This window comes from Hoeflea sp. IMCC20628 (assembly GCF_001011155.1).
Taxonomy (GTDB): Bacteria; Pseudomonadota; Alphaproteobacteria; order Rhizobiales; family Rhizobiaceae; genus Hoeflea.
In genome coordinates, this window is sequence record NZ_CP011479.1 from 4,438,803 (window position 1) to 4,462,634 (window position 23,832).

Annotated in this window: 29 protein-coding genes; 10 read left to right on the plus strand and 19 right to left on the minus strand. The window is 58.0% G+C overall.

Translation table 11 applies throughout. The features are described from left to right. Window positions 1–219: 219 nt before the first annotated feature. The 6 genes from ahcY to IMCC20628_RS20725 form a co-directional block, all read right to left on the minus strand. Window positions 220–1,617, minus strand: a complete 1,398-nt coding sequence (gene ahcY, locus IMCC20628_RS20700; protein WP_047031773.1) for an adenosylhomocysteinase — start codon at window positions 1,615–1,617, stop codon at window positions 220–222. Window positions 1,618–1,734: 117 nt separating this feature from the next. Further along, window positions 1,735–2,022, minus strand: coding sequence for an HPr family phosphocarrier protein (locus IMCC20628_RS20705; RefSeq protein WP_047031774.1), 288 nt, complete (start codon window positions 2,020–2,022; stop codon window positions 1,735–1,737). Beyond that, window positions 2,019–2,420: a PTS sugar transporter subunit IIA gene (locus IMCC20628_RS20710; RefSeq protein WP_047031775.1), complete on the minus strand. Its 402-nt coding sequence runs from the start codon at window positions 2,418–2,420 to the stop codon at window positions 2,019–2,021. The genes IMCC20628_RS20705 and IMCC20628_RS20710 overlap by 4 nt, the downstream gene beginning before the upstream one ends. A gap of 155 nt (window positions 2,421–2,575) precedes the next feature. Beyond that, window positions 2,576–3,046: an HPr kinase/phosphatase C-terminal domain-containing protein gene (locus tag IMCC20628_RS20715; protein ID WP_047031776.1), complete on the minus strand. Its 471-nt coding sequence runs from the start codon at window positions 3,044–3,046 to the stop codon at window positions 2,576–2,578. Beyond that, entirely contained in the window at window positions 3,043–4,725 is a 1,683-nt protein-coding gene (locus IMCC20628_RS20720) for a sensor histidine kinase (RefSeq protein ID WP_245307968.1), read from the minus strand. The genes IMCC20628_RS20715 and IMCC20628_RS20720 overlap by 4 nt, the downstream gene beginning before the upstream one ends. 147 nt (window positions 4,726–4,872) lie before the next feature. Continuing rightward, window positions 4,873–5,589, minus strand: coding sequence for a response regulator transcription factor (locus IMCC20628_RS20725; protein WP_156174700.1), 717 nt, complete (start codon window positions 5,587–5,589; stop codon window positions 4,873–4,875). A gap of 349 nt (window positions 5,590–5,938) precedes the next feature. Here IMCC20628_RS20725 and IMCC20628_RS20730 point away from each other — a divergent pair, with 349 nt between their 5' ends. From IMCC20628_RS20730 to IMCC20628_RS20750, 5 genes are all read left to right on the plus strand, one after another. Next, entirely contained in the window at window positions 5,939–7,549 is a 1,611-nt protein-coding gene (locus IMCC20628_RS20730) for a phosphoenolpyruvate carboxykinase (RefSeq protein ID WP_047032833.1), read from the plus strand. A gap of 101 nt (window positions 7,550–7,650) precedes the next feature. Beyond that, window positions 7,651–8,328, plus strand: a complete 678-nt coding sequence (locus IMCC20628_RS20735; protein ID WP_047031779.1) for a nitroreductase family protein — start codon at window positions 7,651–7,653, stop codon at window positions 8,326–8,328. Next, window positions 8,325–8,759 carry an alternative ribosome rescue aminoacyl-tRNA hydrolase ArfB gene (arfB, locus tag IMCC20628_RS20740; RefSeq protein ID WP_047031780.1) on the plus strand — a complete coding sequence of 145 codons (435 nt, stop codon included), beginning with the start codon at window positions 8,325–8,327 and terminating at the stop codon, window positions 8,757–8,759. Before IMCC20628_RS20735 ends, arfB begins: the two co-directional genes overlap by 4 nt. Window positions 8,760–8,838: 79 nt before the next feature. Continuing rightward, window positions 8,839–9,354: a peptidoglycan-binding protein LysM gene (gene lysM, locus IMCC20628_RS20745; protein ID WP_047031781.1), complete on the plus strand. Its 516-nt coding sequence runs from the start codon at window positions 8,839–8,841 to the stop codon at window positions 9,352–9,354. A gap of 128 nt (window positions 9,355–9,482) precedes the next feature. Further along, entirely contained in the window at window positions 9,483–10,091 is a 609-nt protein-coding gene (locus tag IMCC20628_RS20750) for an alpha-ketoglutarate-dependent dioxygenase AlkB (protein ID WP_047031782.1), read from the plus strand. On the opposite strand, the gene IMCC20628_RS24420 is transcribed toward IMCC20628_RS20750, so the two are convergent. The 8 genes from IMCC20628_RS24420 to hisB all read right to left on the minus strand — a co-directional run bounded on the left by IMCC20628_RS24420 (window position 10,065) and on the right by hisB (window position 15,878). Beyond that, the gene (locus tag IMCC20628_RS24420; RefSeq protein ID WP_156174601.1) at window positions 10,065–11,072 is read right to left on the minus strand and encodes a phosphatase PAP2 family protein; all 1,008 of its coding nucleotides are present in this window, start codon (window positions 11,070–11,072) and stop codon (window positions 10,065–10,067) included. The genes IMCC20628_RS20750 and IMCC20628_RS24420 overlap by 27 nt on opposite strands. Window positions 11,073–11,194: 122 nt before the next feature. After that, a complete protein-coding gene (gene coaA / locus IMCC20628_RS20760) occupies window positions 11,195–12,181 on the minus strand; it encodes a type I pantothenate kinase (RefSeq protein ID WP_047031783.1) in 987 nt (328 codons plus the stop codon). Between the two features lie 2 nt (window positions 12,182–12,183). After that, a complete protein-coding gene (locus tag IMCC20628_RS20765) occupies window positions 12,184–12,507 on the minus strand; it encodes a phosphoribosyl-ATP diphosphatase (RefSeq protein ID WP_047031784.1) in 324 nt (107 codons plus the stop codon). Between the two features lie 42 nt (window positions 12,508–12,549). Beyond that, window positions 12,550–13,326 carry an imidazole glycerol phosphate synthase subunit HisF gene (gene hisF, locus IMCC20628_RS20770; protein ID WP_047031785.1) on the minus strand — a complete coding sequence of 259 codons (777 nt, stop codon included), beginning with the start codon at window positions 13,324–13,326 and terminating at the stop codon, window positions 12,550–12,552. Further along, on the minus strand, window positions 13,323–14,093 hold the full coding sequence (gene hisA / locus IMCC20628_RS20775; RefSeq protein ID WP_047031786.1) for a 1-(5-phosphoribosyl)-5-[(5-phosphoribosylamino)methylideneamino]imidazole-4-carboxamide isomerase: 771 nt from the start codon (window positions 14,091–14,093) through the stop codon (window positions 13,323–13,325). Before hisA ends, hisF begins: the two co-directional genes overlap by 4 nt. Window position 14,094: 1 nt before the next feature. After that, complete coding sequence (gene hisH, locus IMCC20628_RS20780; protein ID WP_047031787.1) at window positions 14,095–14,745, minus strand: imidazole glycerol phosphate synthase subunit HisH; 651 nt, start codon at window positions 14,743–14,745, stop codon at window positions 14,095–14,097. Window positions 14,746–14,750: 5 nt separating this feature from the next. Next, window positions 14,751–15,233, minus strand: a complete 483-nt coding sequence (locus IMCC20628_RS20785) for a DUF2628 domain-containing protein (RefSeq protein ID WP_052766576.1) — start codon at window positions 15,231–15,233, stop codon at window positions 14,751–14,753. Window positions 15,234–15,269: 36 nt separating this feature from the next. After that, entirely contained in the window at window positions 15,270–15,878 is a 609-nt protein-coding gene (hisB, locus tag IMCC20628_RS20790) for an imidazoleglycerol-phosphate dehydratase HisB (protein ID WP_047031788.1), read from the minus strand. Window positions 15,879–16,099: 221 nt separating this feature from the next. On the opposite strand from hisB, the gene hslV reads away from it, so the two are divergent. From hslV to IMCC20628_RS20810, 4 genes are all read left to right on the plus strand, one after another. After that, the gene (gene hslV, locus IMCC20628_RS20795; RefSeq protein WP_047031789.1) at window positions 16,100–16,660 is read left to right on the plus strand and encodes an ATP-dependent protease subunit HslV; all 561 of its coding nucleotides are present in this window, start codon (window positions 16,100–16,102) and stop codon (window positions 16,658–16,660) included. 116 nt (window positions 16,661–16,776) lie between these two features. After that, window positions 16,777–17,937 carry a hypothetical protein gene (locus IMCC20628_RS20800; protein WP_047031790.1) on the plus strand — a complete coding sequence of 387 codons (1,161 nt, stop codon included), beginning with the start codon at window positions 16,777–16,779 and terminating at the stop codon, window positions 17,935–17,937. Window positions 17,938–17,944: 7 nt separating this feature from the next. Next, window positions 17,945–19,252, plus strand: coding sequence for an ATP-dependent protease ATPase subunit HslU (gene hslU, locus IMCC20628_RS20805; RefSeq protein WP_047031791.1), 1,308 nt, complete (start codon window positions 17,945–17,947; stop codon window positions 19,250–19,252). Window positions 19,253–19,370: 118 nt separating this feature from the next. Further along, window positions 19,371–20,327 (plus strand): DUF1402 family protein, encoded by a 957-nt coding sequence (locus IMCC20628_RS20810; RefSeq protein WP_245307969.1) that lies wholly within the window; start codon window positions 19,371–19,373, stop codon window positions 20,325–20,327. A 29-nt stretch (window positions 20,328–20,356) separates the two neighbouring features. Here the strand turns inward: IMCC20628_RS20810 and IMCC20628_RS20815 are convergent, their stop codons facing one another. The 5 genes from IMCC20628_RS20815 to IMCC20628_RS25490 are packed head-to-tail and all read right to left on the minus strand — an operon-like array spanning window position 20,357 to window position 23,273. Continuing rightward, window positions 20,357–20,782, minus strand: a complete 426-nt coding sequence (locus IMCC20628_RS20815; RefSeq protein WP_047031792.1) for a helix-turn-helix transcriptional regulator — start codon at window positions 20,780–20,782, stop codon at window positions 20,357–20,359. Further along, window positions 20,779–21,327, minus strand: a complete 549-nt coding sequence (locus IMCC20628_RS20820) for a Smr/MutS family protein (protein ID WP_047031793.1) — start codon at window positions 21,325–21,327, stop codon at window positions 20,779–20,781. The genes IMCC20628_RS20815 and IMCC20628_RS20820 overlap by 4 nt, the downstream gene beginning before the upstream one ends. Next, window positions 21,320–22,450: an MltA domain-containing protein gene (locus IMCC20628_RS20825; RefSeq protein WP_047031794.1), complete on the minus strand. Its 1,131-nt coding sequence runs from the start codon at window positions 22,448–22,450 to the stop codon at window positions 21,320–21,322. Before IMCC20628_RS20825 ends, IMCC20628_RS20820 begins: the two co-directional genes overlap by 8 nt. Next, the gene (locus IMCC20628_RS20830; RefSeq protein ID WP_047031795.1) at window positions 22,450–23,136 is read right to left on the minus strand and encodes a Tim44/TimA family putative adaptor protein; all 687 of its coding nucleotides are present in this window, start codon (window positions 23,134–23,136) and stop codon (window positions 22,450–22,452) included. Before IMCC20628_RS20830 ends, IMCC20628_RS20825 begins: the two co-directional genes overlap by 1 nt. After that, window positions 23,115–23,273 carry a hypothetical protein gene (locus IMCC20628_RS25490; RefSeq protein WP_197078355.1) on the minus strand — a complete coding sequence of 53 codons (159 nt, stop codon included), beginning with the start codon at window positions 23,271–23,273 and terminating at the stop codon, window positions 23,115–23,117. The genes IMCC20628_RS20830 and IMCC20628_RS25490 overlap by 22 nt, the downstream gene beginning before the upstream one ends. Here IMCC20628_RS25490 and IMCC20628_RS20835 point away from each other — a divergent pair. Further along, window positions 23,272–23,829: an FxsA family protein gene (locus IMCC20628_RS20835; RefSeq protein ID WP_047031796.1), complete on the plus strand. Its 558-nt coding sequence runs from the start codon at window positions 23,272–23,274 to the stop codon at window positions 23,827–23,829. The two genes, IMCC20628_RS25490 and IMCC20628_RS20835, sit on opposite strands and share 2 nt — an antisense overlap. Window positions 23,830–23,832: the final 3 nt, after the last annotated feature.

The window sequence follows — 23,832 nt, forward strand, 5'->3', positions numbered from 1 at the left end:
TGAAGTGAATCCGGTTTCACCGGCATGCCGCAGTCCCCTCATCGCATGTTTGACAAGACATTGCCTATCCGCTTTTCGCGCCGCCACAACGCAAAACGAATCAATGTTCAAAACATACCTGCTTCGCGAATCACGGTGAAGGGGACGAAGCGGAAAAAGAAAACGCACCCCTGTTGTCAAGGATGCGTTTTCAATATCTTGTGGGTACTGCGTTAAAAATTAGTACCTGTAGTGTTCCGGCTTGAACGGGCCTTCAACCGGCACGCCAATATAATCGGCCTGTTCGGTTTTCAGCTGGGTCAATTTGGCGCCAATCTTGTCGAGATGCAGACGCGCGACCTTTTCGTCGAGATGCTTGGGCAGCACATAGACTTCGTTCTGATATTCGTTGCCCTTGGTCCAAAGTTCGATCTGCGCCAGCACCTGGTTGGTGAACGAGGCCGACATGACGAAGCTCGGGTGACCGGTGGCATTGCCGAGATTGAGCAAGCGACCCTGGCTCAGAAGAATCATGCGATTGCCCGAAGGCATTTCGATCATGTCCACCTGGTCCTTGATGTTGGTCCATTTGTGGTTCTTCAGCGCTGCGACCTGGATCTCATTGTCAAAGTGGCCGATGTTGCCGACAATGGCCATGTCCTTCATCTCGCGCATATGCTCGAGCCGGATCACGTCCTTGTTGCCGGTCGTGGTGACGAAGATATCGGCAGACTTGACCACGTCTTCCAGAAGAACAACTTCGAAGCCGTCCATTGCGGCCTGCAATGCGCAGATCGGGTCAACTTCTGTGACTTTCACCCGTGCACCAGCGCCGCGAAGCGAAGCCGCCGAACCCTTGCCTACATCGCCGTAACCGCAGACGACGGCAACTTTGCCGGCCATCATGGTGTCGGTGGCGCGGCGGATACCGTCAACCAGGCTTTCCTTGCAGCCGTACTTGTTGTCGAACTTCGACTTGGTGACCGAATCATTGACGTTGAAGGCAGGGAAAGGCAACTGGCCCTTCTTCTGCAGATCATAAAGACGGTGCACGCCGGTGGTGGTTTCCTCGGATACACCCTTGATGGCGTCACGTACCTTGGTGAACCAACCGGGGCTGGCTTTCATGCGCTTCTTGATCTGGGCGAAAATTGCTTCTTCTTCTTCCGAGCTCGCAACGTCGAGCAGGTTGGTCTCGCCTGCTTCAACCCGTGCGCCCAGCAGGACGTAGAGCGTGGCGTCGCCGCCGTCGTCGAGGATCATGTTGGCGCCCTCGGGGAACAGGAACGAGCGATCAAGGTAATCCCAATGCTCGACAAGGGTCTGTCCCTTGACGGCAAACACCGGAACGCCGCTGGCCGCGATGGCTGCTGCAGCATGATCCTGAGTCGAATAGATGTTGCACGATGCCCAACGGACATCGGCTCCCAAAGCCACCAATGTTTCAATCAGCACGGCGGTCTGGATGGTCATGTGCAAGGAGCCGACGATGCGTGCGCCTTTCAAAGGCTGCTGTGCGCCATATTCTTCGCGCAGAGACATCAGGCCGGGCATTTCCGTTTCGGCGATATCAAGCTCCTTGCGGCCGAATCCGGCTAGCTCGATATTGGCGACGACATAATCATGGGTTTCGGACATAGAGTTTTCCAAGGGTTTTGAGATCCAGACGGGACAGACTGGATTGCATGGGCGCTGCAATAGCAGGAAACAACCATGCTGGCAATACGATATAAAGATGTCTTTATGTGGGGAAAATCAGGCTTCTTCGCCAAATCGGTTGGCGATCAGCGCCTCGAGCGCGTCGAGAACTTCATCGGCCTGACGGCCTCCGGCCTGCACAACGATGGAGCAGCCTGGACTGGCGGCAAGCATCATCAGACCCATGATTGACGTTCCGCCGACGGTAGAGCCCTCGCGGGTCACCTTGACTGCAGCGTCATAGCCTTCGACAGTCTGGACAAACCTGGCCGACGCCCGGGCATGCAGACCGCGCTTGTTGACGATTTCAAGGGTTCGCGTCTTTAGGAGAGAATCAGCTGTCATTTTCCGGTCAGCAGTCGGCTTGCAACATTGATATATTTGCGACCCGCGTCCTGTGCATCGGCAAGGGCTTTTTGCATGTCGTTGGAACCGCGGACACCGGCGAGCTTGATCAGCATCGGCAGATTGACCCCGGCAATGACATCAATGCGATCGGAGTCCATGACGGAAATGGACAGATTTGAGGGTGTCCCGCCAAACATGTCTGTCAGGATGATGACGCCATTGCCGCTTTCCACGCGCGACACCGCGCCAACAATATCCAGCCGGCGCTGGTCCATGTCGTCCTCGGGACCAATGCAAACCGTTTCCAGCGCGGTTTGCGGTCCGACCACGTGTTCAAGCGCATGCCGAAATTCCTCGGCGAGCTTGCCATGGGTGACAAGCACCAATCCGATCATTTTGCCTCCAGCAGCATGCGGTCAACCCGGTTCGTCGTCGAGCACGCTGATTGCTTGACAGTTGCGCACTGTTTGAAAAAATCATCTTGGACAGATGCAGGCGAAGTTCAAGCCAAAAAACGTCACAAATGCAGCAATTCGATCAGCTGGGTCTTTCAGCGGGCTAAAAACAGCTCCGGGCGGCGGGCAATCAGGTAATCAAGCGGATCGGTTGCGCCATCGTGCCACAGTCGCATGAGTGGCATCTTCACGTCATTACACGAAAAGGTTTCATGTTCGGGCGGCATTCGGGTCGCCGCCGAGGGCTCGGTGAGAGCCACAGCAAGATGAATCACGGCCCGGCCGAGCCGGCGAACTGCGACAATACCAGTGCCGCGCAATTCCAGAAGACCCTCAATCGGCGCCGGGCAGGACGCGATGCAGCGGCCGGAATTGACCGACAGGATCGTCTGGTCATCGGCGACAAGGGCCGCGTTCCAACCCCGCGCGATGGCCGCATTGATACAGGCGAAGGCAACGGCGCTTTTTCCAGAACCCGACGGTCCCAGAAACAATACACCGGTGACGCCGGCAACAATTGCAGTTGCATGAATGGCTTCACCGGACGTGGTTGTGAGACCGGTCATGGATTTTCGGCAGGAAGCTGGATCGTGAACCGCGCCCCGGCCCATGTGCCCTCAACATCGCCCGGGATGTTGTCGGCAACGAGGTTGCCGCCATGGGCTTCGATAATCTGACGGCTGATAGAAAGCCCGAGGCCCGAATTCTGGCCGAAATCCTCGCCATCGGGTCGATCGGTGTAGAACCGCTCAAACACCCGTTCGATCACTTCGGCGCGTATTCCGGGGCCGTTGTCTTCAATCACCACCTCGATCATTCCGCGTCGCCGGCCCAGCCGTATGTCGATGCGACCGCCGGTTTCAGGGACGAATGAGCGCGCGTTTTCAATCAGGTTGGTGATGACCTGACCCAGTCTGAGATCGTGGCCGAGCACGGTGAAAGCGGTTTTACCGGCATTTCGGTTGTTGATTTTCAATTCAATGGCGACCGACTTGCTACCGGCGCGAACCTGCCTGGCAATATTGACCATGTCGGTCAGCAAAGTCCGCATGTCGACGCTGACACCATCCTGACGCGCCAGTTCGGCATCAAGCCGGGACGCATCGGAAATGTCGCTAATGAGCCGGTCCATGCGCCGGACATCGTGCTGGATGACATCCATCAACCGCTTGCGGGACTGCTCGTTGCGTACCCGTGGCAGGGTTTCGACAGCACTGCGCAACGAGGTCAGCGGATTTTTGAGTTCGTGGCTGACGTCGGCGGCAAAACTCTCGATGGCGGCAATCCGGTCATAGAGCGCGTTGGTCATGCCGCGCAGCGCCACGGACAGATTGCCGATCTCGTCCTGACGGTCCGAAAAATCCGGGATCTCTTCGCGCGCCTTGGCGCCGCGCCGTACCCGGACCGCTGCCGCAGACAAGCGTCTGAGCGGTGTCGCGATGGTGCTGGCCAGCAGCAGGGACAGGACAATATTGACCATGGCCGCAACGCCAAACACCCGAAAAATGGCCATCCGTTCGGCGTGGACGATCTTGTCGATATCGCCAGCCTGGGTGGACAACAGCAAAACGCCCAGGACCGCGCGAAACCGCTGCACCGGAACCGCCACCGAAACAATCAGTTCGCCTTTCTCGGTGACCCGGACCACCGCGCCACGACCACCGGTCAACGCATTCATCACTTCGGGATAGATCGATCCGTCGGCGCCGGGTGGTTCACGATAGAGCGGCAGGTCGCGACGCTGGAAAAAGCGATTGAACCAGCTCGACACGGTTTCTCTCAGGCTGAAGGGTTGGGCTTCCGCCGGCGGCAGATCATAACGGAGCACCTGCCCGCTGGTGTAGAGATAGCGCGAATCCAGAATCAGGCTTGCGTCATCATCATAAATCCGCGCGCGCGTGCGGGTCGGCGAAATCAATCGCCGCAGCACCGGGGCGACCCGCTCCGGATTGATGGGAAAATCAAGGTTTTCGTTGGAATTGGTCGGCGAAATGCTTTGCCCGGCCTGCAATTCGAGAAGTTTCTCGGGATCGATGGTGATCGAATTGGTGTCGACCGACGCCGATGCCGCAACCGCACCGGCGATGATTTCGCCCTGGGTCAGAAGACTTTCAACCCGCGCGTCGATCAGCCCCTCGCGAAACTGATTGAGATACAGAATCCCTGATACCAGCACGATCAGGGCTGCGAGGTTGAGAAACAGAATACGCCGGGTCAGGCTCGAAAAAATGAGATTGCCGAACATCCGGCGCACAAGCGTTACCGGATGGATACGGCTTTTCGCCCGCCGCGGCTCGGGCGGGGCCTCATCCTCGCCACCGGCATTGTCATCAGTATCAGCCACCATGCCGTATTTGCCACATCCGGCAACCGGCAATCAGGAAGATGCCGGTCATGCCGCCTCCCTGAACCGGTAGCCAACCCCATAAAGGGTTTCGATCATATCGAAGTCATCATCGACCATTTTGAACTTCTTGCGCAGTCGCTTGATATGGCTGTCGATGGTGCGGTCGTCAACATAGACCTGTTCATCATAGGCGGCGTCCATCAGCGCATCCCGGCTCTTGACCACGCCAGGCCGTTGGGCCAGCGACTGCAGGATCAGGAATTCGGTGACGGTCAGGGTCACGGCTTCATTCTTCCAGGTGCAGGTGTGGCGTTCCTGGTCCATGACCAGATTGCCCCGCTCCAGCGATTTGGTCGGTGTGGCGGCGGCGCGGCCCGGTGCGGCGGCAGCGGCCTCACGGTTGGCGGCGCGGCGCAGCACCGCCTTGACGCGCTCGACCAGCAGACGCTGGGAAAACGGTTTGGTGATAAAATCATCCGCACCCATTTTGAGACCGAACAGTTCATCGATCTCTTCATCCTTGGATGTCAGGAAGATCACCGGAATATCGGATTTCTGACGCAGACGGCGCAGAAGCTCCATTCCGTCCATGCGCGGCATCTTGATGTCAAAGATCGCCAGTTGGGGAGGACGCGCCAGCAAGCCGTCCAGTGCGGAGGCGCCATCGGTGTAGGTTTCAACACGATACCCTTCTGTTTCGAGTGCAATCGAAACCGAGGTAAGGATGTTGCGGTCGTCGTCGACGAGCGCGATTGTCTGCATGTCTGTCGTCTCCATCATGGTCAAGCACGCCTCCAGGAAGTGCCCCCCGGCTTTCCGGGTCAGCCGCGTTATCGCGTCATCGCCAGGTCCCGCTGTCACGTCCATGAGGATAAAGTGAGAACAAAATGTGGCACAGATCCCCGTCGGTGTCATTCTCTCATTACCGGCTTGTCCCGCAACAAAGCTTCACTGAACCGATTAAAACGAATACTAGGTTTTTTAAATCGATTAATACTTTGATTTCATTAAGTATTCAAAGAACCACGTGTTGTTTTTTGAAATCCTCGCCCCTATGGTCCGGCGAAAATTGAACTTGACCCGCGTTTGAGCAAAAAGGGAATCCGGGATGATTGAGGATTTGGGAGTGCGTAACCCGTCGGCCGGAATTGGCCTCTGCGGCCTGACCACCACTGGCCTGGTGCGCTATAACACTGGTGAAGCCGAACTGGTTGAACTGGCCCTGGCAAGGGGTGAAGCCACGTTGACAGCGCATGGAGCGCTCCGGGCGCTGACAGGTCAGCACACCGGACGTTCAGCCAAGGACAAATTTGTGGTCCGTGATGCCACAACCGAAAATCAGATCTGGTGGGACAACAACAAACCGATGTCGCCCGAGGCTTTTGACATCCTTCATGCCGACATGGTTACACATGCCAAAGACCGCGAGCTGTTTGTTCAGGATCTGATTGGTGGAGCAGACGAGGAGAACGCGCTCAATTCGCGCATCGTCACCGAATATGCATGGCATGCGCTGTTCATCCGCAATTTGCTGATCCGCCCGGACAGCGCGGCTGTGGCAAAGTTCATGCCGCAGCTGACAATAATCAACCTGCCCTCGTTCCAAGCTGATCCGGCGCGTCACGGCTGCCGTTCCGAGACCGTGATTGCGGTCAATCTGGACAAGGGACTGGTTCTGATCGGCGGCACCTCCTATGCCGGCGAGATGAAGAAGTCGGTGTTCACGGTACTCAATTACCTGCTGCCGGCCAAAGACGTGATGCCAATGCATTGCTCTGCCAATGTCGGCCCCAACGACGACACTGCCGTATTTTTCGGTCTCTCGGGAACCGGCAAGACGACCCTTTCCGCCGACCCGAAACGTACCCTGATCGGCGACGACGAGCATGGCTGGGGCGAACATGGCGTGTTCAATTTCGAAGGTGGCTGTTACGCCAAGACCATCCGCCTGTCGCGCGAAGCCGAGCCTGAAATCTTCGGCACCACCGAGCGATTCGGAACGGTTCTTGAAAATGTGGTTCTGGATGAAAACCGGGTCCCGGATTTCGATGACGGCTCACTGACCGAAAACACCCGCTGCGCCTATCCGCTGCATTTCATCCCCAATGCCAGCGACACGGGTCGCTCGGGCCATCCCCGCAACATCATCATGCTGACTGCTGATGCATTCGGCGTGATGCCGCCGATCGCCAGGCTGACGCCGGAACAGGCGATGTATCATTTCCTCTCGGGCTACACCGCCAAGGTCGCCGGGACTGAGAAAGGCGTGACCGAACCCGAAGCGACGTTTTCAACCTGCTTTGGCGCACCATTCATGCCGCGCCATCCGTCAGAATACGGAGATCTACTGCGCCGGCTGATCCATGACCACAACGTCAACTGCTGGCTGGTCAACACCGGCTGGACCGGCGGTGCCTATGGCGTGGGCCAACGCATGCCGATCAAGGCAACCCGGGCGCTGTTGTCGTCAGCACTCGACGGCTCTCTGGAAAAATCTGATTTCCGCGTCGACGCCAATTTCGGCTTTGCGGTGCCGGTTGCCGTTGATGGCGTCGATGGAGGGATCCTCGATCCGCGGTCGACCTGGTCAGACAAGGCCGGCTATGACGCCTCCGCGGACCGTCTGGTGCGCATGTTCATCGACAATTTTGCCAAATTCGAAGCCCATGTCGATGGGGCGGTCCTGGATGCCGCACCCGGCTTCAAGGCTGCGGCGGAGTAAACCTTCCGCTTTCGAGCACTGATTTTGACAGGCCCCGTTGACCAGACGGGGCCTGTCGCGCATTTTCGGCTGGTTCAAATCCGCTGCAGGAGACAGCCGCCATGGCCAAAACGGCCGACACAGTCGAACTTTCGCCCTTGCGGTTTACCAAGCCAGAGATGCAGGCACATTCGGAAGAATTCTTTGAGCTGATGAATAGGCGCCGCACAGTGCGGGATTTCTCATCGGAACCAGTTGATCCGGAGATCATCCGGCTTGCGGTTCGCGCCGCAGCAACCGCACCCTCCGGCGCCAATCAGCAACCGTGGAGTTTCGTCGCCATTGGCGATCCGGACACCAAGCGCGCGATCAGACTTGCGGCGGAAGAGGAAGAGCGGACCTTTTATGCGGGCCGGGCCGGTGAGGAGTGGCTTGAAGCCTTGTCACATCTGGGCACCGATTCGGACAAGCCGTTCCTGGAGACCGCGCCCTGGCTTATCGCCATTTTCGCGCAACGCTGGGGGACTGATGCCGAAGGCCGAAAGGTCAAGCACTATTATGTTCCCGAATCAGTCTCCATCGCCATCGGCATTCTGATCACCAGCCTGCATATGGCCGGGCTGGCGACGCTGACCCATACGCCATCGCCGATGGGGTTTCTCAATCAGATCTGCGGCCGGCCGGACAATGAAAAACCGCTGGTGCTGCTTGTCGTGGGCCATCCGGCCGAAGGTGCCAGAGTGCCGGCGATCAGCCGCAAGCCGGAAGACGAAGTGCTTTTCTGGAAGACCACGCCATGAGCGCAGACCCTCTGCATGCGGCGCGCGGAATCATCATAGCCGGCTGGGAGCTCAGCGAGAGCTTTATTCGCGCCTCCGGTCCCGGCGGCCAGAACGTCAACAAGGTCGCCACGGCGGTCCAGCTCCGGTTTGATATCCGCAAATCGCCTTCCCTTTTCGAGCGGGTGAAGAAAAACGCCATAAAACTTGGCGGCAGCCGTGTTTCCAAGGATGGCGTCATCATCATAGAGGCAAACCGGTTCCGGACGCAGGAACGCAACCGGGCTGATGCGCGGGCACGGCTTGTCGAACTGATCGACCAGGCTTCGGAACCACCGCCACCGCCCAGACGCAAGACAAGGCCAACACGAGGATCGGTGGAGCGCCGTCTGGCCGCAAAATCCGGCAGAGCAGTCGTCAAAAAGGCACGGGGCAAGGTTACCGACGAGTAATCGACGTCAGCTTTTTGTTGGCAGTCGGGCACCCGCATGCTTATGTGATGACGGCAATCACTTAAGGAGATGAGGATTTATGGGCATTTTTGATTTCATCAAGTCGGCAGGAAAGAAACTCGGTATTGGCGGCGATGAAGATTCGCCAGAGGCCGATGCTGTGAAGAAGGAACTTGATTCGCATGGTCTTGGCACCGACAAGGTCGATGTCAAAGTCGATGGCGACAAGATCGTTCTGTCCGGCGTGGTTGAAGATCAGTCGATCTTCGAAAAAGCCATCGTCGCGGTGGGCAACACCTTGGGCATATCCAAGGTCGAGGCCGGCGAACTCAAGGTGATTGTACCGGATTCCGGCCTGTCGCTCGGATCTGCCGACATGACCGCACTGGTCAAGGCCTCTACACCTGCCAAGACACCGCGTTTCCACACCGTGGAAAAGGGTGACAATCTCTGGAAGGTTGCGGAAGCCGCCTATGGCAAGGGCAAAGGCTCCAAATACACCGTGATCTTTGAAGCCAACAAGCCGATGCTGTCGGATCCCGACAAGATCTATCCGGGCCAGGTGCTGCGCATCCCCGATATCGAAACTGCCTGAGACGGTGATCTGGCATAGAGCATTTCCGGGCAAACCAGAGCCTTGGAAATGCTCTATGTATTTCTGAGGACCGTTTCCGGACCGGAAACCGTTTCAACGTTTCCTCGAAACACAAGGGAAGGCCGGTGATGTTTGTCCTGCCCAAGGGGGTGCGTCACATCCCCGGCCATCTCGATCGTTCCGAGCAGGAAGCCTTGCTCGATGAAATCCGCGACGTGGTGCGCCAGGCACCGCTCTACCGGCCGGAAATGCCGCGAACCGGCAAACCCTTTAGCGTGCGGATGACCAATTGCGGCGATCTCGGCTGGGTCGCTGACAAGAATGGCTATCGCTATCAGGACCGCCACCCGGTCACCGGCACGCCGTGGCCGTCGATTCCCTCCCGCTTGCTCAAGCTCTGGGCTGACCTGACCGGGGAAACCAGCCCTCCACAAGCCTGTCTGGTCAATTTTTACGGCACTGATGCGCGTATGGGCCTCCACCAGGACCGTGACGAGCAGGATTTCGCCGCGCCTGTATTGTCGGTTTCGCTGGGCGATGCCTGCCTGTTCCGCATCGGAGGGACCGAACGCGGCCAGCCGACCAAATCATTCCGGCTGGAAAGCGGCGATATTGTCATTTTGGGCGGTGAGGGACGGTTGGCCTTCCATGGTGTTGACCGGATTTACCCGACAACATCGACACTTCTCAAGGATGGCGGACGCATCAACCTAACACTGAGACGGGTTGGCGCCTGATCCAGCCCCGAGAATTTTCGGATCGGCTGGACGCATGCTGCCCGGCAGTTGTGCAAGCTCAGCGTCGCTCGCTTTATCGAATGTGCCGCCTAGCCTGAAGATCTGCTTGACCATCACCACGCACAGAATCGCAAGCGGAATGCTCGCCACTATATCGATGAAATAGTGGTTTGCGTTCACCACAGCCGCAATCGCCATGGTCACGTTGATGAGCAGGAATGGATATCGGAGCCAGACACTTGTCCAAGTGGCCCAAATCAGCAGATAGGCCACACCGGCATGAACCGATGGAAATGTCAGGATCCCGGACATGGCCTGTGACGATACGTGGAAAGTCTCGCTGCTGCGCACCGCTTCAAAGTGCTGGATAAACTCGTAGCCGAAGTAGTTGTTGATGTTGGCAAGCTGCCCCTCGGCATATCCATAATGGGTATAGGTGCCATAGGCCGGGAACCAGATCGCCACCACAGCAGCCAATAGGGCGAGCAGACCGTAGGCGATCATGAAAGCATGGGCGCGACGTGTATAGCCCAACAGCGTCAGCAGCACAGGAACAAGCGCAACCTGGATCAAAAATGACTGATAGGCCTGGCCGAACGCTTCGGCGAGCCAGGGCTGTGCATCGACAAAGGCGATGAAGCTATGCCAGTCAAACCCGATTGCCGTGTCCATTTTGACCAGAAGATCGTCAGCCAGTGGCATGTTAAATGACATCGCCATATAGTTGGCGGCCACCATCGGCAGCATGATCAGGAACAGGCCGGCGATCAGGCCAGATATAGCTCTGAACAGTGCAAACCCAAGCCGGCCAAGGCCGTAGCCGGCGCATGCAATCAGCAAAATCATCAAGATGCTGACCGAGAATTCCTGGTAGTTGATCGTTACTTTGGTGAAAGGTCGGGCAACGAGAACGGCAATCCAGATTGCGCCCAGAGACAGGAAAAATCGCTTTTGGATATCGTCTAGATCCGGATTATGCATGGTCCAAGCCCCGAAAACCAAGGTGGGTCTGACCTAGCAGGCGAACTCTAATTTCCAGTTAACCAGCCGGCTTTTGCCCTCATTTCATGGCTTGCGGACCGATCTGAAACACCGGTTGGTTGCTACAACTTCCTAAGCGCCACCTGTTCAATCAGGTGGTTTGGAGATTTGCGCAGGATCAGGTCGGCGCGCGGGCGGGTTGGCAGGATATTTTCCTTCAGATTCTTCAAATTGATGTTCTCCCAGAGGTTTTCCGCAATGGCGCGGGCAGCCTCCTCCTTGATCGCGGCATAGCGGTGAAAGAAGGATTCGGGATTGCGGAAAGCCGTTTGTCTCAAATTCATGAAACGGTCGACATACCAGCGATGAATGTCAGCCTCCTCGGCGTCAATATAGATCGAGAAATCAAAGAAGTCGGAGACGAAGGGGACAATCTTGCCGTCCGCTGGCAGATCCCGCACCTGCAGCACGTTGATCCCCTCGAAAATCAGAATGTCGGGCCGGTCGATATAGGTGTTTTCGCCAGGCAGCACATCATAGGTCAGGTGCGAATAGCACGGCGCCCGCACATTGTGCTGGCCGGCCTTGATCTCGGAGAGGAACCGCAGCACCGCTCCGACATCATAGCTGTCGGGAAATCCCTTGCGGTCCATCAGATTGTCGCGCCTGAGCACCTCGTTCGGATAGAGAAATCCATCCGTGGTCACCAGATCGACTTTCGGACTGGAAGGCCAACGCCCCAAAAGCTCGGCCAGCACGCGGGCGGTGGTGGATTTCCCCACCGCCACCGATCCGGCAATGCCGATGATGAACGGCGTCTTGGTCACATTCGAGAGATTGAGGAAACGCTTGCGCTGCTCAAACAGCAATTGCGACGATTCCACATGCGCCGACAACAGCCGTGACAGCGACAGGTAAATCCGCCGGATTTCATCGAGATCGACCGGGTCATTCAACGACCGAAGCCGGCGAACCTCGTCTTCGGTCAGGGTCAGCGGCGTATCGGCGCGAAATTCGGCCCATTTGTCAGCGGTGAAAAACCGGTAGGGGGAAAACTCGTCGCCGGTGAAGTGATCAAGCGTCCGCGGCTGGATATCCATCTGGTCCATGATCACTCCACCGCGCGTCCGGCTTTTTCGGAAAGGCCCGATTGGGTTGTCCGTCTCTCCAGCTCCGCCATCACCTCAGCCAGCGGGATATCTGCGATCTTCAGCACCACCAGCAGGTGATAGAGCAGATCAGCCGATTCACCGACCAGTTCGCCGCGGCTCTGTGACAGCGAGGCGATAACCGTTTCAACCGCCTCTTCGCCGAGTTTCTTCGCTGCTTTAGGCATCCCGGCTGCGACCAGCTTAGCCGTCCAGGACTGCCCCGGATCTGCCAAGGCGCGGTCGGCGACGATCCGTTCAAGATCGGCAAGATCAAAGCTGGTCATGATGGGCGTTTCCCTTCGGGGCATTTGCTCAAGAAAGTTGGCTCAAACCATGCGCATGTCGAGACCAGCGCTGGCCATATGCTGTTTGGCTTCATGGATCGTATAGGTTCCAAAATGGAAAATCGAGGCTGCGAGCACCGCGGTGGCATGACCGTCGCGAATTCCCTCAACCAGATGGTCAAGCGTTCCGACCCCGCCCGAGGCGATCACCGGCACCCTCACGGCATCGGCGATGGTCCGGGTCAGCCCGATGTCATAGCCGGATTTGGTGCCGTCCTTGTCCATCGAGGTCAGGAGCAACTCGCCCGCACCGCGCTCCACCATCTGAATGGCGAAGTCCACCGCATCGATGCCGGTGGGGGTGCGGCCGCCATGAGTGAAAATCTCCCAACGGTCTGATTCGCCCGGTGCCGAGACCTTCTTGGAATCAATCGAGACCACAATGCACTGGTTGCCGAACTTGTCAGCGGCTTCCGCCACGAAGTCAGGATTGTTGACCGCCGCCGAGTTGATCGAGACCTTGTCGGCGCCCGAGAGCAGCAGCTTGCGGATATCGGCCACCGTGCGGACGCCGCCGCCAACGGTGAGCGGCATGAAGCAATGCTCTGCGGTCTGAGCGACGACATCGAAAATGGTTTCGCGGTTGTCAGATGAGGCGGTGATGTCAAGAAAGCACAACTCGTCGGCGCCTGCCGCATCATAGGCCTTGGCAGCCTCCACCGGGTCGCCGGCATCGATCAGATCGACAAAATTGACGCCCTTGACGACGCGGCCGTCCTTTACGTCCAAACACGGGATGACGCGGGATTTCAGGGTCATGAGCGGTCAGCTTCCTCGAATTTGGCGGCTTCAACCGCCAGCGTACCGTTGAGAATGCCCAACGCTTCCGATGGATCGATCCGGCCGTCATAGAGCGCGCGTCCGGATATGGCGCCTTCAAGGCCGGCGGCATCCGGCATTTTCATCCGCACGATGTCGGCAATCGAAGCCAGGCCACCCGAAGCAATAACCGGGATCGACACGGATTCTGCCAGTTCGATGGTCGACTCCCAATTGATGCCCGTCAGCACGCCATCGCGATCAATGTCGGTGTAGATGATGGCCGCGACGCCGGCGCCTTCAAAGCGTCGGGCCAGTTCGATCACGCCGAGTTCGGAAGCCTCGGCCCAGCCTTCGACCGCCACTTTGCCGCCTTTGGCATCGATGCCGACAGCGACCCTTCCCGGAAACAGTTTGCAGGCTTCTCGCACAAGATCGGGATCGCGCACCGCGATGGTGCCGAGAATCACCCGGGCCAGACCCTTGTCGAGCCAGGCTTCGATATGCGCCAATGTGCGGATGCCACCGCCCAGCTGCACCGGGTTCTTCGTCGCCTTGAGGATCGCCTCGACTGCTGCGCCATTGACCGACTGGCCTTCGAACGCCCCATTGAGATCAACCACATGCAGCCATTCAAAGCCCTGCTCTTCAAAAGCGCGGGCCTGTGCTGCCGGGTCTTCATTGTAGACCGTGGCCGAATCCATTTCGCCCAGCTTGAGCCGGACGCACTGGCCGTCCTTGAGATCGATGGCGGGAAACAGGATCATGTCAGGGCTTCCATTTGAGGAAATTGGCGATCAGCGCCAGGCCGAGCGTCTGGCTTTTTTCCGGGTGAAACTGGGTACCGGCCTTGTTGCCATGGGCAACGGCTGCGGTAACCGGCCCGCCGTAATCCGTCATGGCAATCACGTCAGCAGGATTGTTTGCCGCCAAATGATAGGAGTGGACGAAATAGGCATGCAGACCGTCAGGGCCGGTCGGAATGCCGTCAAACAGCGGGTGGTCAGCCACCTGATCAAGCGTGTTCCAGCCGATCTGGGGAATTTTCAAAGCCGGATTCAAAGGCTTGATCTCGACCACATCGCCGGAAATCCAGTCGAAGCCATTGGTCACGGATTTTTCCAGCCCGCGCGTCGACATCAGCTGCATGCCGACGCAGATGCCGAGAAAGGGGCGCGCCTTATCCTCGACCGCATAACGAAGCGCCGCGTCCATGCCGTCTATGGCATCAAGCCCTGCTCGGCAATCGGCATAGGCGCCAACTCCTGGCAGCACCACGCGATCGGCGCCGGCGACATGATCAGCGTCCGCGCTCAGAACGATATCGGCCGACACGCCTGCTTCCCGCGCTGCGCGCTCGAATGCCTTCAATGCCGAGCGAAGATTGCCCGATCCGTAATCAACAATGACAACCTGCATGCGATCTAATTCCTTTCAACCGGCACCATGCCGATGGAACTCGCCTCACCGCCGCCGGATCGGCCAAGCTTCAGTGGACGCATAATCGGTCGGCCCTGCACAGGCGCGAGTGGCTTTGCCGGGCTCAAGGCACGGGCCGTATGGATGTCAAACGCCGTATCGGGATCATCGGTTTCAACAACATCGACAAGACGCCAGCCCCGACGCTGCAATGCCGAGGCGCGCCAGTTGCGGCCTTCCAGCGCCGTAATCAGCGACAGGGCCAGGCTGATCGCCATGCCGAGGACCAGCTGACCGGCATCGCCCGTCAACAGGATTGCCGAGATCAGAACCAGGGCTGCTGCGATAGCTTCGAGCCACAGCCGGTTGAACAGCAGCCATATCACCGGCGCAAAGAAAGCCCACGGCGCAAAGCTGTCGGCGATCACCTCGGAACGCTCGTCAGGTGCCTCCGCCCCAGGGCTGGCCAAAACAAGATAGGCGGTCATGACAATTTTCTCCGATCAATCCTTGCCGGGACAGAGTCAGGCAAGCGATCCCTTGGTCGAGGGAATCCGGTCTTTCTGCCGTGGATCAACTTCACATGCAGTGCGCATCACCCGCGCAACCGCCTTGAAGCAGGTCTCGGCGATATGGTGACTGTTGGCACCATAGAGATTGGCCACATGCAGGGTGATGCCGGCATGCTGGGACAGAGCCTGGAAAAACTCGCGGACGAGCTCGGTGTCAAAGGTTCCGATTTTCGGCGACGTGAAGGTCACATCCCAAACCAGAAACGGCCGGCCCGAAATATCGATCGCGGCCCGTGTCAGTGTCTCGTCCATCGCCAGATCCAGCGATGCATAGCGGCAGATGCCTCTGCGATCTCCGAGTGCCTTGGCCAGCGCCTGACCGATGGCGATGCCGGTGTCTTCGACCGTATGGTGGTCATCGATGTGCAAATCGCCCTTGGCCTTGATGTCCATGTCGATCAGCGAATGGCGGGCCAATTGTTCCAGCATGTGGTCGAAAAAGCCAATTCCGGTCGAAATTGATCCGGCTCCGGTGCCGTCTACCGACAGCGCCACGGAAATATCGGTTTCATTGGTCTTGCGTGCGACAGCCGCCGCGCGCGCATTTTCAGGGGTGGCCATCAGAGGTCTCCGAACTGTGCTTTGGCGCTCAATATCAGTCCGCAAAGCAAATATCCAGAACGGCTTTGGTACGACGTCACAGTTCGGTCTCCGCTTTGCCGCGCAAGTTTGATGCCGGGTGCGGATAACTGGGTTGGATTTGCAATCGGGCGCGGTGCGCTTACATAGAGCAAACACGTCGTAACGCGGCCCTTCATGCCGCTGGAAGGAAAGGATGCGCCATGGGCGAGCACAATCCCTTTGGAGCAATGCATGCAACCACCATCATCACGGTGCGCAAGGGCAACCAGGTGGTCATGGCCGGCGATGGCCAGGTCAGCCTGGGACAGACCGTGATGAAAGGTAATGCACGCAAGGTCCGCCGCATCGGCAAGGACAATTCGGTGATTGCCGGATTTGCCGGCGCCACCGCAGATGCGTTCACGCTGCTGGAACGGCTGGAAGCCAAGCTCGAACAATACCCCGATCAGTTGACCCGGGCCGCCGTCGAGCTGGCCAAGGACTGGCGCACCGACCGGTATCTCAGACGGCTGGAAGCCATGATGCTGGTTGCGGACAAGACCGTGACGCTGGCGATCACCGGCAATGGTGATGTGCTCGAGCCCGAACATGGCACCATGGCCATCGGGTCGGGTGGCAATTATGCCTATGCCGCTGCCCGCGCGTTGATGGACACTGACAAGACCGCCGAGGAAATAGCCCGGCGCGCCATGGAAATTGCCGGCGACATTTGCGTCTACACCAATGGCAATATCGTGATCGAAACCCTTGATCTTGACTGAAGCCGCTTGCATCGGCTTCCGGCGGTCGAGTGTTTCACGTGAATCGTTCGGCGAGGATGCCGAACCGGTCATGACTTCGCCTCACTCTGGCAAAAAACCGATAGCGAGACCATTGCATGATTGACGATTTGACGCTCGATCGCGCGGTCAACGCCGGCATTCTCAACGCTACGCAACGCGACGCGCTTTTGGCGCTGGCCGGGGAAGACCGGGCTGCGCTTATGTCTGAGGAACCCATCGATCTTTCCGTCGATGAACAGATGCGGCTGGTCGGTGGCGGCAATGATATCTTCGTTACCGTCGGCATTGTCCTGCTGTTTTCCGGAGCACTGTTTGCACTGCAGGCTGTGTTATCACCCAGCAGCATGCTGCTTGCCGCAATCCTGGCCATGGCAAGCTGGATTGTCGCAGAAATCGTCACCCGGCAAAAACGCATGCGCCTGTCGAGCACGCTGCTGGCGCTGATTTTCTGTGGTGCAATCCTGTCGCTGCTTGTCGATTTCATTGTCGAACGGTTTGATCTTCCCGAAACGGTCAATGCATTTTCGCTGTTTGCACTGCGCGCTGACGCCTGGCCCATCGGCCTGACGCTCAGTGGTGGCCTGATAGCCGCAGCGGTGGTTTATTTCGTGCGTTTCAAGGTTCCTGTGCTGGCGGCGGTCACGGCGATTGCCGCGACCGGTCTGGCATTCTTGGCGACAGTCCTGATCTATCATGACCAGGTGGTCAGCGGTGCTGCGGCGGCTCCCGCGCCCGATCAACTGGCGGATGTGCTGTCCAGCGCCTTGGTGATGCCGCTGGTTTGCGGCCTGATCATCTTCGCAGTGGCGGTGCTGCTGGATCTGCGGGACCGCGAGCGCCAGACGGTATGGTCGGACTGCGCCTTCTGGCTGCATGTGGTTTCAGCGCCGCTTCTGGTGCATCCGCTGTTCATTCTGGCAACCGGTCAGGAGGTCCTGTCGGGTCGTATCGAGCCAGGCGTTACCGCCAGTGTCCTGTTGGGACTGATGATGACGATGTTTGTGCTGGTGGCGTTGGCCATCGACCGTCGCTCGCTTCTGGCACCAACGCTGGCCTATTTCGGGTCGGTGGGGATTTATTATCTGATCAATGGCGCCGCAAACACCACTGGCATTCCACCTTTTGCCCTGATCCTGATCGCCATCGGAGCCGTGGTAATCCTGTTTGGCGCCGGCTGGCAACGGATCCGACGCTTGATAATCCGCCCGCTTCTTCCCACATCGATGCTCGACAGACTCCCCCCGATAAAGGCATGATCCCGACATGAGCAATTTTTCTCCCCGCGAAACAGTAACCGAGCTCGACCGGTTCATCATCGGCCAGAACGACGCCAAGCGCGCAGTTGCGATTGCGTTGAGGAATCGCTGGCGGCGGCAGCAGCTCGACGGTCCATTGCGCGAAGAAGTAATGCCGAAGAACATTTTGATGATCGGACCGACCGGCGTCGGCAAGACCGAGATTTCCCGACGTCTGGCGCGGCTGGCAGGTGCGCCGTTCATCAAGGTCGAGGCAACCAAGTTCACCGAAGTCGGCTATGTCGGCCGCGACGTTGAACAGATCATCCGCGATCTGGTGGAAGTGGGCATCACGATTGTGCGCGAGCGCAAACGTGGAGAAGTCGAAGCCAAGGCGCGACTCAATGCCGAAGAACGAGTACTCGACGCGCTGGTTGGCACCACGGCATCGCCGGCGACCCGGGATTCGTTTCGCAAAAAGCTGCGCGACGGACAGCTTGACGACAAGGAAATCGAGATCGAGGTGGCCGAGACTTCTGCCGGCATGCCGCAATTCGAGCTTCCGGGTATGCAGGGCGCCAATGTCGGTGTTCTCAATCTTGGCGACTTGTTCGGCAAGGCGATGGGCGGACGCACCCGCAAGATCAAGACAACGGTGAAGGAATCCTATGATTCGCTGATCAATGATGAATCCGACAAGCTTCTCGATATGGAGCAGATCCACCAGGAAGCAGTGAAATCCGCGCAGGATGATGGAATTGTCTTTATCGACGAGATCGACAAGATCGCCTCCCGCGAAGGCGGCATGGGTGCTGGCGTTTCCCGCGAGGGCGTGCAGCGCGATTTGCTGCCACTGGTCGAAGGCACGACGGTGGCGACAAAATACGGACCGGTGAAAACCGATCACATTCTGTTTATCGCGTCTGGCGCGTTCCACATCTCCAAACCATCGGACCTGTTGCCCGAATTGCAGGGCCGTTTGCCGATCCGGGTTGAATTGCGCGCGCTGGGCAAAGATGATTTCCGCCGTATCCTGACCGAAACCGAAGCCAGTCTGATCAAGCAATATGTGGCCTTGATGGCCACCGAAGATCTGACGCTGGACTTCACTGAAGACGCAATCGACGCTTTGGCGGAAGTTGCAGTGCATCTGAATTCGAGCATTGAAAATATCGGAGCGCGGCGTTTGCAGACGGTGATGGAACGCGTTCTCGACGAGATTTCTTTCACTGCGCCGGACAAGCCGGGCTCGACAATCACGATAGATTCGGACTATGTCCGGGAGCATGTTGGCGACCTTGCGCAGAATACCGACCTGTCGCGGTTTATCCTGTAAACGGCAATTTCGAGGTGGTGCGTCACACGGAAACAGGCTGCGCTCCCTATCGGGCCCTGGATCCGCTGACGCAATGGAGAAGATCATGATTGTGGCCTGCAGCAAGCTCAAAACCGTGATGGCGATCTCGATCGCGCTCACCATGAGCTTGACGCAGGTTCCCGACAGCCTTTCTGCCGAACTGGTGCCTGCAGGAAATCGCAGCGCCACGCAGCCCGATATTCCGGGCGCATCGAAGCGGCGCACCAAGGCGACAAAATCCAGCTTCGACGAAAAATACGAAAAGATCCGCGACCTGATTGCTGATGACAGCAAGCTGAGGCGAAAGATCGTCAGTGTCTCGAAACTCTACAAGATCGATCCGATCCACATCGTCGGCGCACTCGTCGGCGAACATACCTACAATGTCGATGCCTATGACCGGCTGCAAACCTATTATATCAAGGCGATCTCCTATGCCGGTGAGAGCTTCCGTTTTGAGCATGACGGCGAAAGCGTGGTCGACTTCGTCAAGCGGCCGGAATTTGACGATTGCGATGAAAATTCGGATTCGGCGAAGCTTTGGACCTGCCGTGAAGACGTCTGGGAGACAGTCTTCCGCGGCAAGAAGGTGGCGGGCGTTGCCTTCCCCAATGACAGATTTGGTGCTGTGTTCTTCCAGCCATTCTACGCTGGACAGACTTTCGGGCTTGGCCAGCTCAATCCCCTCACCGCTCTGATCCATACCGACCGGGTCAGCAAGGTTTCAAGACTGAGAAAGCTCAGCGCCGGCAACGCCTCGAAGGTGTACAACGCCATTATGGAGCCGGATTCGACATTGGCCTACATGGCCGCGTCGATTGCCGAATCAATTGATAATTACCGCGACATCGCCGGCTTCGATATTTCCGGCAATCCCGGACTGACAGCGACCTTGTACAATGTCGGCAACCCTGCACGCCGGGCGCGGGAACTGGCCGAGGAAAACGCGAAACGCAAAAAGCGCGGTCTGAAACCGGTGCTGCCGCGTGAAAATTACTATGGCTGGCTGGTCAATGACCATGAAGACGAGCTCCGCGCCATCATAAAGCGCTGATCGCAACCGCATTGCTGGTCACCCAGTCATCAATTTTGCTGTGACTGTCTTTCTTTAGGCCGCCGAACCTTCTTTTTTGCCGGCTGGGAGCTGGCGGCAAGTTTTGCTTGATCTATCAGATTGCCGATTCCCTCAAGCGTCGGCTCGTCCAGACGGGCGATGACGGTAGCCAGCCTGTTGGCAATTTCAGTGGCCTTGGGCGTCAGTCCGGACGTGTCGATTGTGACCTTTGGCCGTGACAGACTGCCGAGCATCTGCAATTCCTCGGCTTCGTCCCAGATAATGTTGAAATAGCCGATGGCGCGCTGGATAAACTCCCAGCTTGGTTCGGAGCGGTTGCCATGTTCAAGCGCTGACAGATAGGCGGGCGAGACACCCATGGCTGTGGCCATCTGGCGTTGGGTCACGCCGCGCTCGGCGCGCAGGCGCCGCAGCGCTTCCCCGAACGGTGTCATCCTGGCCTCCCCTTCTCACGGCGTAACCTTATATACAGCGCGCCTTCGCCGCCATGGCCGCGCGCTGCATCTTCATACCCCGAAATGAGAAACCGGAACTCGGGCTTTGTCAGCCAATCCGGCACCACGCGCTTGAGAACCCCCTCGCCGCCTCGCGAAGTGCCCTTGCCAGTAATGACAAGAACATGCCTGAGACCACGCTCATGGGCGCGGGCAAGAAACCCGAACAGCAAATTATGGGCTTCGCTCTGGGTGAGGCCATGAAGATCGATACGCCCATCGATCGGCAGCTTTCCGCGCGCCAGTTTGCGCACCACAGGCTTTTCAATCGGATGCGGCTTGGGTTTGGCGGGCGGATTGGGGCCGGGGATTGATTGCGGGCGCTTGACCGGCTTGTCCGGCGCAGGCTGCGGTGTTGCTGGTGTATCCAGCGTAAACCAGTCATCGACTTCCACTTGCTTGCCTGGAAAAGCTTCAACCGTACGGGCCACCTGCGCCCAGATGATCCGGTCTTCATGGCTGAGTTTGGCTTTGCCGTTACTCATGACCTGCCCGCCGTGCAATCTCCGATCCCACTGGAGCAAGAACCACAAATTCCGCTTTGGCTTTTATTGATCCGGCGGTGGCACCAGCGACAGGACCGGAGCCGGCAAACAAATCTCCACGGACCGGCCCGACGATAGCGGTTCCGGTATCCTGGGCAATCATCAGACGCGCAAAAGGCCGCGGTTCATCAAAGTCTTTCAACTCAGGCGCGGATACAAATATCGGGGTCCCGAAGCTGTGGATATGACGGTCCACTGCAAGCGAACGGCCGGGCTCCAGCGGAACTTTGGCAGCTGCCACCGGTCCCAGGCGATCATCATCAACGGCTGCTTCGTGAAAAAAAATGTAGGACCGGTTTTCCTGCATCAAGCGGTCTGCCCGTTCCGGATCGGCGGCAAGCCAATCCCTTATGGCGGCCATGGATATTTTGTCGGCGGCAACCTCGCCGCGCTCGACCAAAAGCTGACCTATGCCGGTAAAGGGATGCCCGCTTTTGCCGGCATAGGTAATCCGACTGACCTGCCCATCGGGAAACTGAAGCCGGGCGCAGCCTTGCACATGGGCGAAGAAGACATCGACCCGGCTTTCCGCCCAGGCGATCTCGAGATTCTGATCATCAAATGCACCGTTCTCAATGGCTGCCCGATCCGGACAGCACCTTGGTCCGCCATCATCCTTGATCATGAAAGCATATCCAGCCGGGATCCCCGGCGGTGGATTTTCCGGATCGGCAACCTTGTTGAGATTTCCCGGTTTGCGCAGAAACGGATATCTGTAGCCGGATTCAGCCTGGTACCCGACCCTGACCTCAGGCTCATAATAGCCGGTTACGAATCCCTCTTCATCGGCGTGACAGATGGCCACCGGGCGGAACCAGGTTTCAAAGAAAGCTCGCGCTTCCGAATCCGATAGATAGCCGGATTCAACTAGCTCCCGAGCCAGGGCCGCAGCATAGGACGGCAGAAAATCGGCATGACTGAGACCGAGTGACCCGGTGCGATAGGGCCCACGGCGCATGGCATGGTCTGCCGAGCGCCGGAAAGCCGTAAAAGCTGGGCCGGGCGCATCATCCGCCCAGCCGGGAAGTGTGGAGAAATCCTCTCGCCGAAGCGACAACCCCATTACTGATCGGCTTCCGTCGCAATCAGACGCCAGTTAGGGTCGCGCGAGCGCGTATCGCGGGAAAATGTCCAGACATCATTGACGTCCGTCACTTCAACCAGATCACCTTCTATGACCTCGCCATCCTTGTCCAAAGTTGCCGATATCAGCTGACTCATGATCCGAAGCGTGATGTTGGCTTCCGTACCTTTCATCTCGGCCTGGATAATACTGGATTTTTCAATGCCGACGAAATTCGATCGAACCGTTTCGCCATTGGCCTCGCGCTCATCGATTGCGGCAACGAAGCCGTCATAGACGTCACGAGACAACAATCCCTTCAGGGTTTTCCGGTCACCATCGGCATAGGCTGACACGATCATCTCATAGGCCATGGTGGCACCGCCAACAAACTCCTTGGGATCAAAGGACGAATCAGCCGAAACCACCTCGCGCAAACCCTTGTTGAGTTCGCTGCCTGGTTCGGCATAGGCGTCAACCGCCACAAACATGTCCGGCTCGGCGCTTTCCCGGCCGCGGCGCGGAAGCGTGACAACCTTGGGGTCGTCCAGACCCTCGACCGCCGGCGCCTGGTCACGCGGCGGGGCTTCGTGCCCTGTCCGCTTGCCAAGCACCGACCGAAGCTGAATGAATATGATCACCGCCGCCACAAAAAAGAAGAACGTCACAAAATCAAAGGAACCCATTCCCGCCTTCTTTCGGTTACATCATCAATCAGGATGCATATAATGCCCTTGGGCCGATCAATCAAAGGGTCAGGCCATTCTATTTCCTGCTTCCTGCTAAATGCAGGCGCTTTTTCACCGCGGACAGTCTTCACCATGCGCTTTTCCCTGATTCCTTTTCTATTGCTCGCCATACCGCTGGCCGAAATCGCGGCCTTTGTCGTGATCGGCGGCCAGATCGGCGTCTGGGCAACGCTGGGCATGGTTCTTCTGACTGCGATCATCGGCAGCTTTCTGCTTCGGTGGCAGGGAGTGGGGCTGTTCAACAGGATCAACGCGGAGGTTCGCGCCAATCGCGTTCCAGGTCGCGAACTGGTTCATGGCGTGATGATCCTGGTTGCGGGTGTGTTGTTGCTGACGCCGGGATTCGTCACCGATTCTCTGGGGTTCCTGCTGTTCGTCCCCTCAATTCGGGATATCGTGTGGCGCCTGGTTAAAGATCGGGTGGTGGTGCAAACCATGGGCGGGTCAACCGCCGGCCCAGGCAATCCGGGCGCGGGTGCTCATTCAGGTGGCGCTAGCAGGGACGGTGTGGTCGACCTCAATGAGGATGAATTCAAGCGCACAAACGATCCGGCATCGCCGTGGTCTGGGGATCGCAGCAGCCTGCCCAAGGCCGATCGCAAAGACGGTGGCAGCGCAAACGGGTTGTAAGCC

Bases quoted from the DNA above. Each gene is read 5' to 3' on its own strand.
- IMCC20628_RS20815 (WP_047031792.1), bottom strand. From the start codon at position 20,782: ATGACACCGTTCGGGGAAGCGCTGCGGCGCCTGCGCGCCGAGCGCGGC.
- IMCC20628_RS20830 (WP_047031795.1), bottom strand. From the start codon at position 23,136: ATGGGTTCCTTTGATTTTGTGACGTTCTTCTTTTTTGTGGCGGCGGTG.
- IMCC20628_RS20825 (WP_047031794.1), bottom strand. From the start codon at position 22,450: ATGGGGTTGTCGCTTCGGCGAGAGGATTTCTCCACACTTCCCGGCTGG.
- lysM (WP_047031781.1), top strand. From the start codon at position 8,839: ATGGGCATTTTTGATTTCATCAAGTCGGCAGGAAAGAAACTCGGTATT.
- IMCC20628_RS20715 (WP_047031776.1), bottom strand. From the start codon at position 3,046: ATGACCGGTCTCACAACCACGTCCGGTGAAGCCATTCATGCAACTGCA.
- IMCC20628_RS20735 (WP_047031779.1), top strand. From the start codon at position 7,651: ATGGCCAAAACGGCCGACACAGTCGAACTTTCGCCCTTGCGGTTTACC.
- IMCC20628_RS24420 (WP_156174601.1), bottom strand. From the start codon at position 11,072: ATGCATAATCCGGATCTAGACGATATCCAAAAGCGATTTTTCCTGTCT.
- ahcY (WP_047031773.1), bottom strand. From the start codon at position 1,617: ATGTCCGAAACCCATGATTATGTCGTCGCCAATATCGAGCTAGCCGGA.
- coaA (WP_047031783.1), bottom strand. From the start codon at position 12,181: ATGGACCAGATGGATATCCAGCCGCGGACGCTTGATCACTTCACCGGC.
- IMCC20628_RS20705 (WP_047031774.1), bottom strand. From the start codon at position 2,022: ATGACAGCTGATTCTCTCCTAAAGACGCGAACCCTTGAAATCGTCAAC.
- IMCC20628_RS20765 (WP_047031784.1), bottom strand. From the start codon at position 12,507: ATGACCAGCTTTGATCTTGCCGATCTTGAACGGATCGTCGCCGACCGC.
- hisF (WP_047031785.1), bottom strand. From the start codon at position 13,326: ATGACCCTGAAATCCCGCGTCATCCCGTGTTTGGACGTAAAGGACGGC.
- IMCC20628_RS20710 (WP_047031775.1), bottom strand. From the start codon at position 2,420: ATGATCGGATTGGTGCTTGTCACCCATGGCAAGCTCGCCGAGGAATTT.
- hisA (WP_047031786.1), bottom strand. From the start codon at position 14,093: ATGATCCTGTTTCCCGCCATCGATCTCAAGGACGGCCAGTGCGTCCGG.
- hslV (WP_047031789.1), top strand. From the start codon at position 16,100: ATGGGCGAGCACAATCCCTTTGGAGCAATGCATGCAACCACCATCATC.
- hisB (WP_047031788.1), bottom strand. From the start codon at position 15,878: ATGGCCACCCCTGAAAATGCGCGCGCGGCGGCTGTCGCACGCAAGACC.
- IMCC20628_RS20725 (WP_156174700.1), bottom strand. From the start codon at position 5,589: ATGCAGACAATCGCGCTCGTCGACGACGACCGCAACATCCTTACCTCG.
- IMCC20628_RS20800 (WP_047031790.1), top strand. From the start codon at position 16,777: ATGATTGACGATTTGACGCTCGATCGCGCGGTCAACGCCGGCATTCTC.
- IMCC20628_RS20835 (WP_047031796.1), top strand. From the start codon at position 23,272: ATGCGCTTTTCCCTGATTCCTTTTCTATTGCTCGCCATACCGCTGGCC.
- IMCC20628_RS20820 (WP_047031793.1), bottom strand. From the start codon at position 21,327: ATGAGTAACGGCAAAGCCAAACTCAGCCATGAAGACCGGATCATCTGG.
- IMCC20628_RS20810 (WP_245307969.1), top strand. From the start codon at position 19,371: ATGGCGATCTCGATCGCGCTCACCATGAGCTTGACGCAGGTTCCCGAC.
- IMCC20628_RS20750 (WP_047031782.1), top strand. From the start codon at position 9,483: ATGTTTGTCCTGCCCAAGGGGGTGCGTCACATCCCCGGCCATCTCGAT.
- arfB (WP_047031780.1), top strand. From the start codon at position 8,325: ATGAGCGCAGACCCTCTGCATGCGGCGCGCGGAATCATCATAGCCGGC.
- hslU (WP_047031791.1), top strand. From the start codon at position 17,945: ATGAGCAATTTTTCTCCCCGCGAAACAGTAACCGAGCTCGACCGGTTC.
- IMCC20628_RS20720 (WP_245307968.1), bottom strand. From the start codon at position 4,725: ATGTTCGGCAATCTCATTTTTTCGAGCCTGACCCGGCGTATTCTGTTT.
- IMCC20628_RS20785 (WP_052766576.1), bottom strand. From the start codon at position 15,233: ATGACCGCCTATCTTGTTTTGGCCAGCCCTGGGGCGGAGGCACCTGAC.
- hisH (WP_047031787.1), bottom strand. From the start codon at position 14,745: ATGCAGGTTGTCATTGTTGATTACGGATCGGGCAATCTTCGCTCGGCA.
- IMCC20628_RS25490 (WP_197078355.1), bottom strand. From the start codon at position 23,273: ATGGTGAAGACTGTCCGCGGTGAAAAAGCGCCTGCATTTAGCAGGAAG.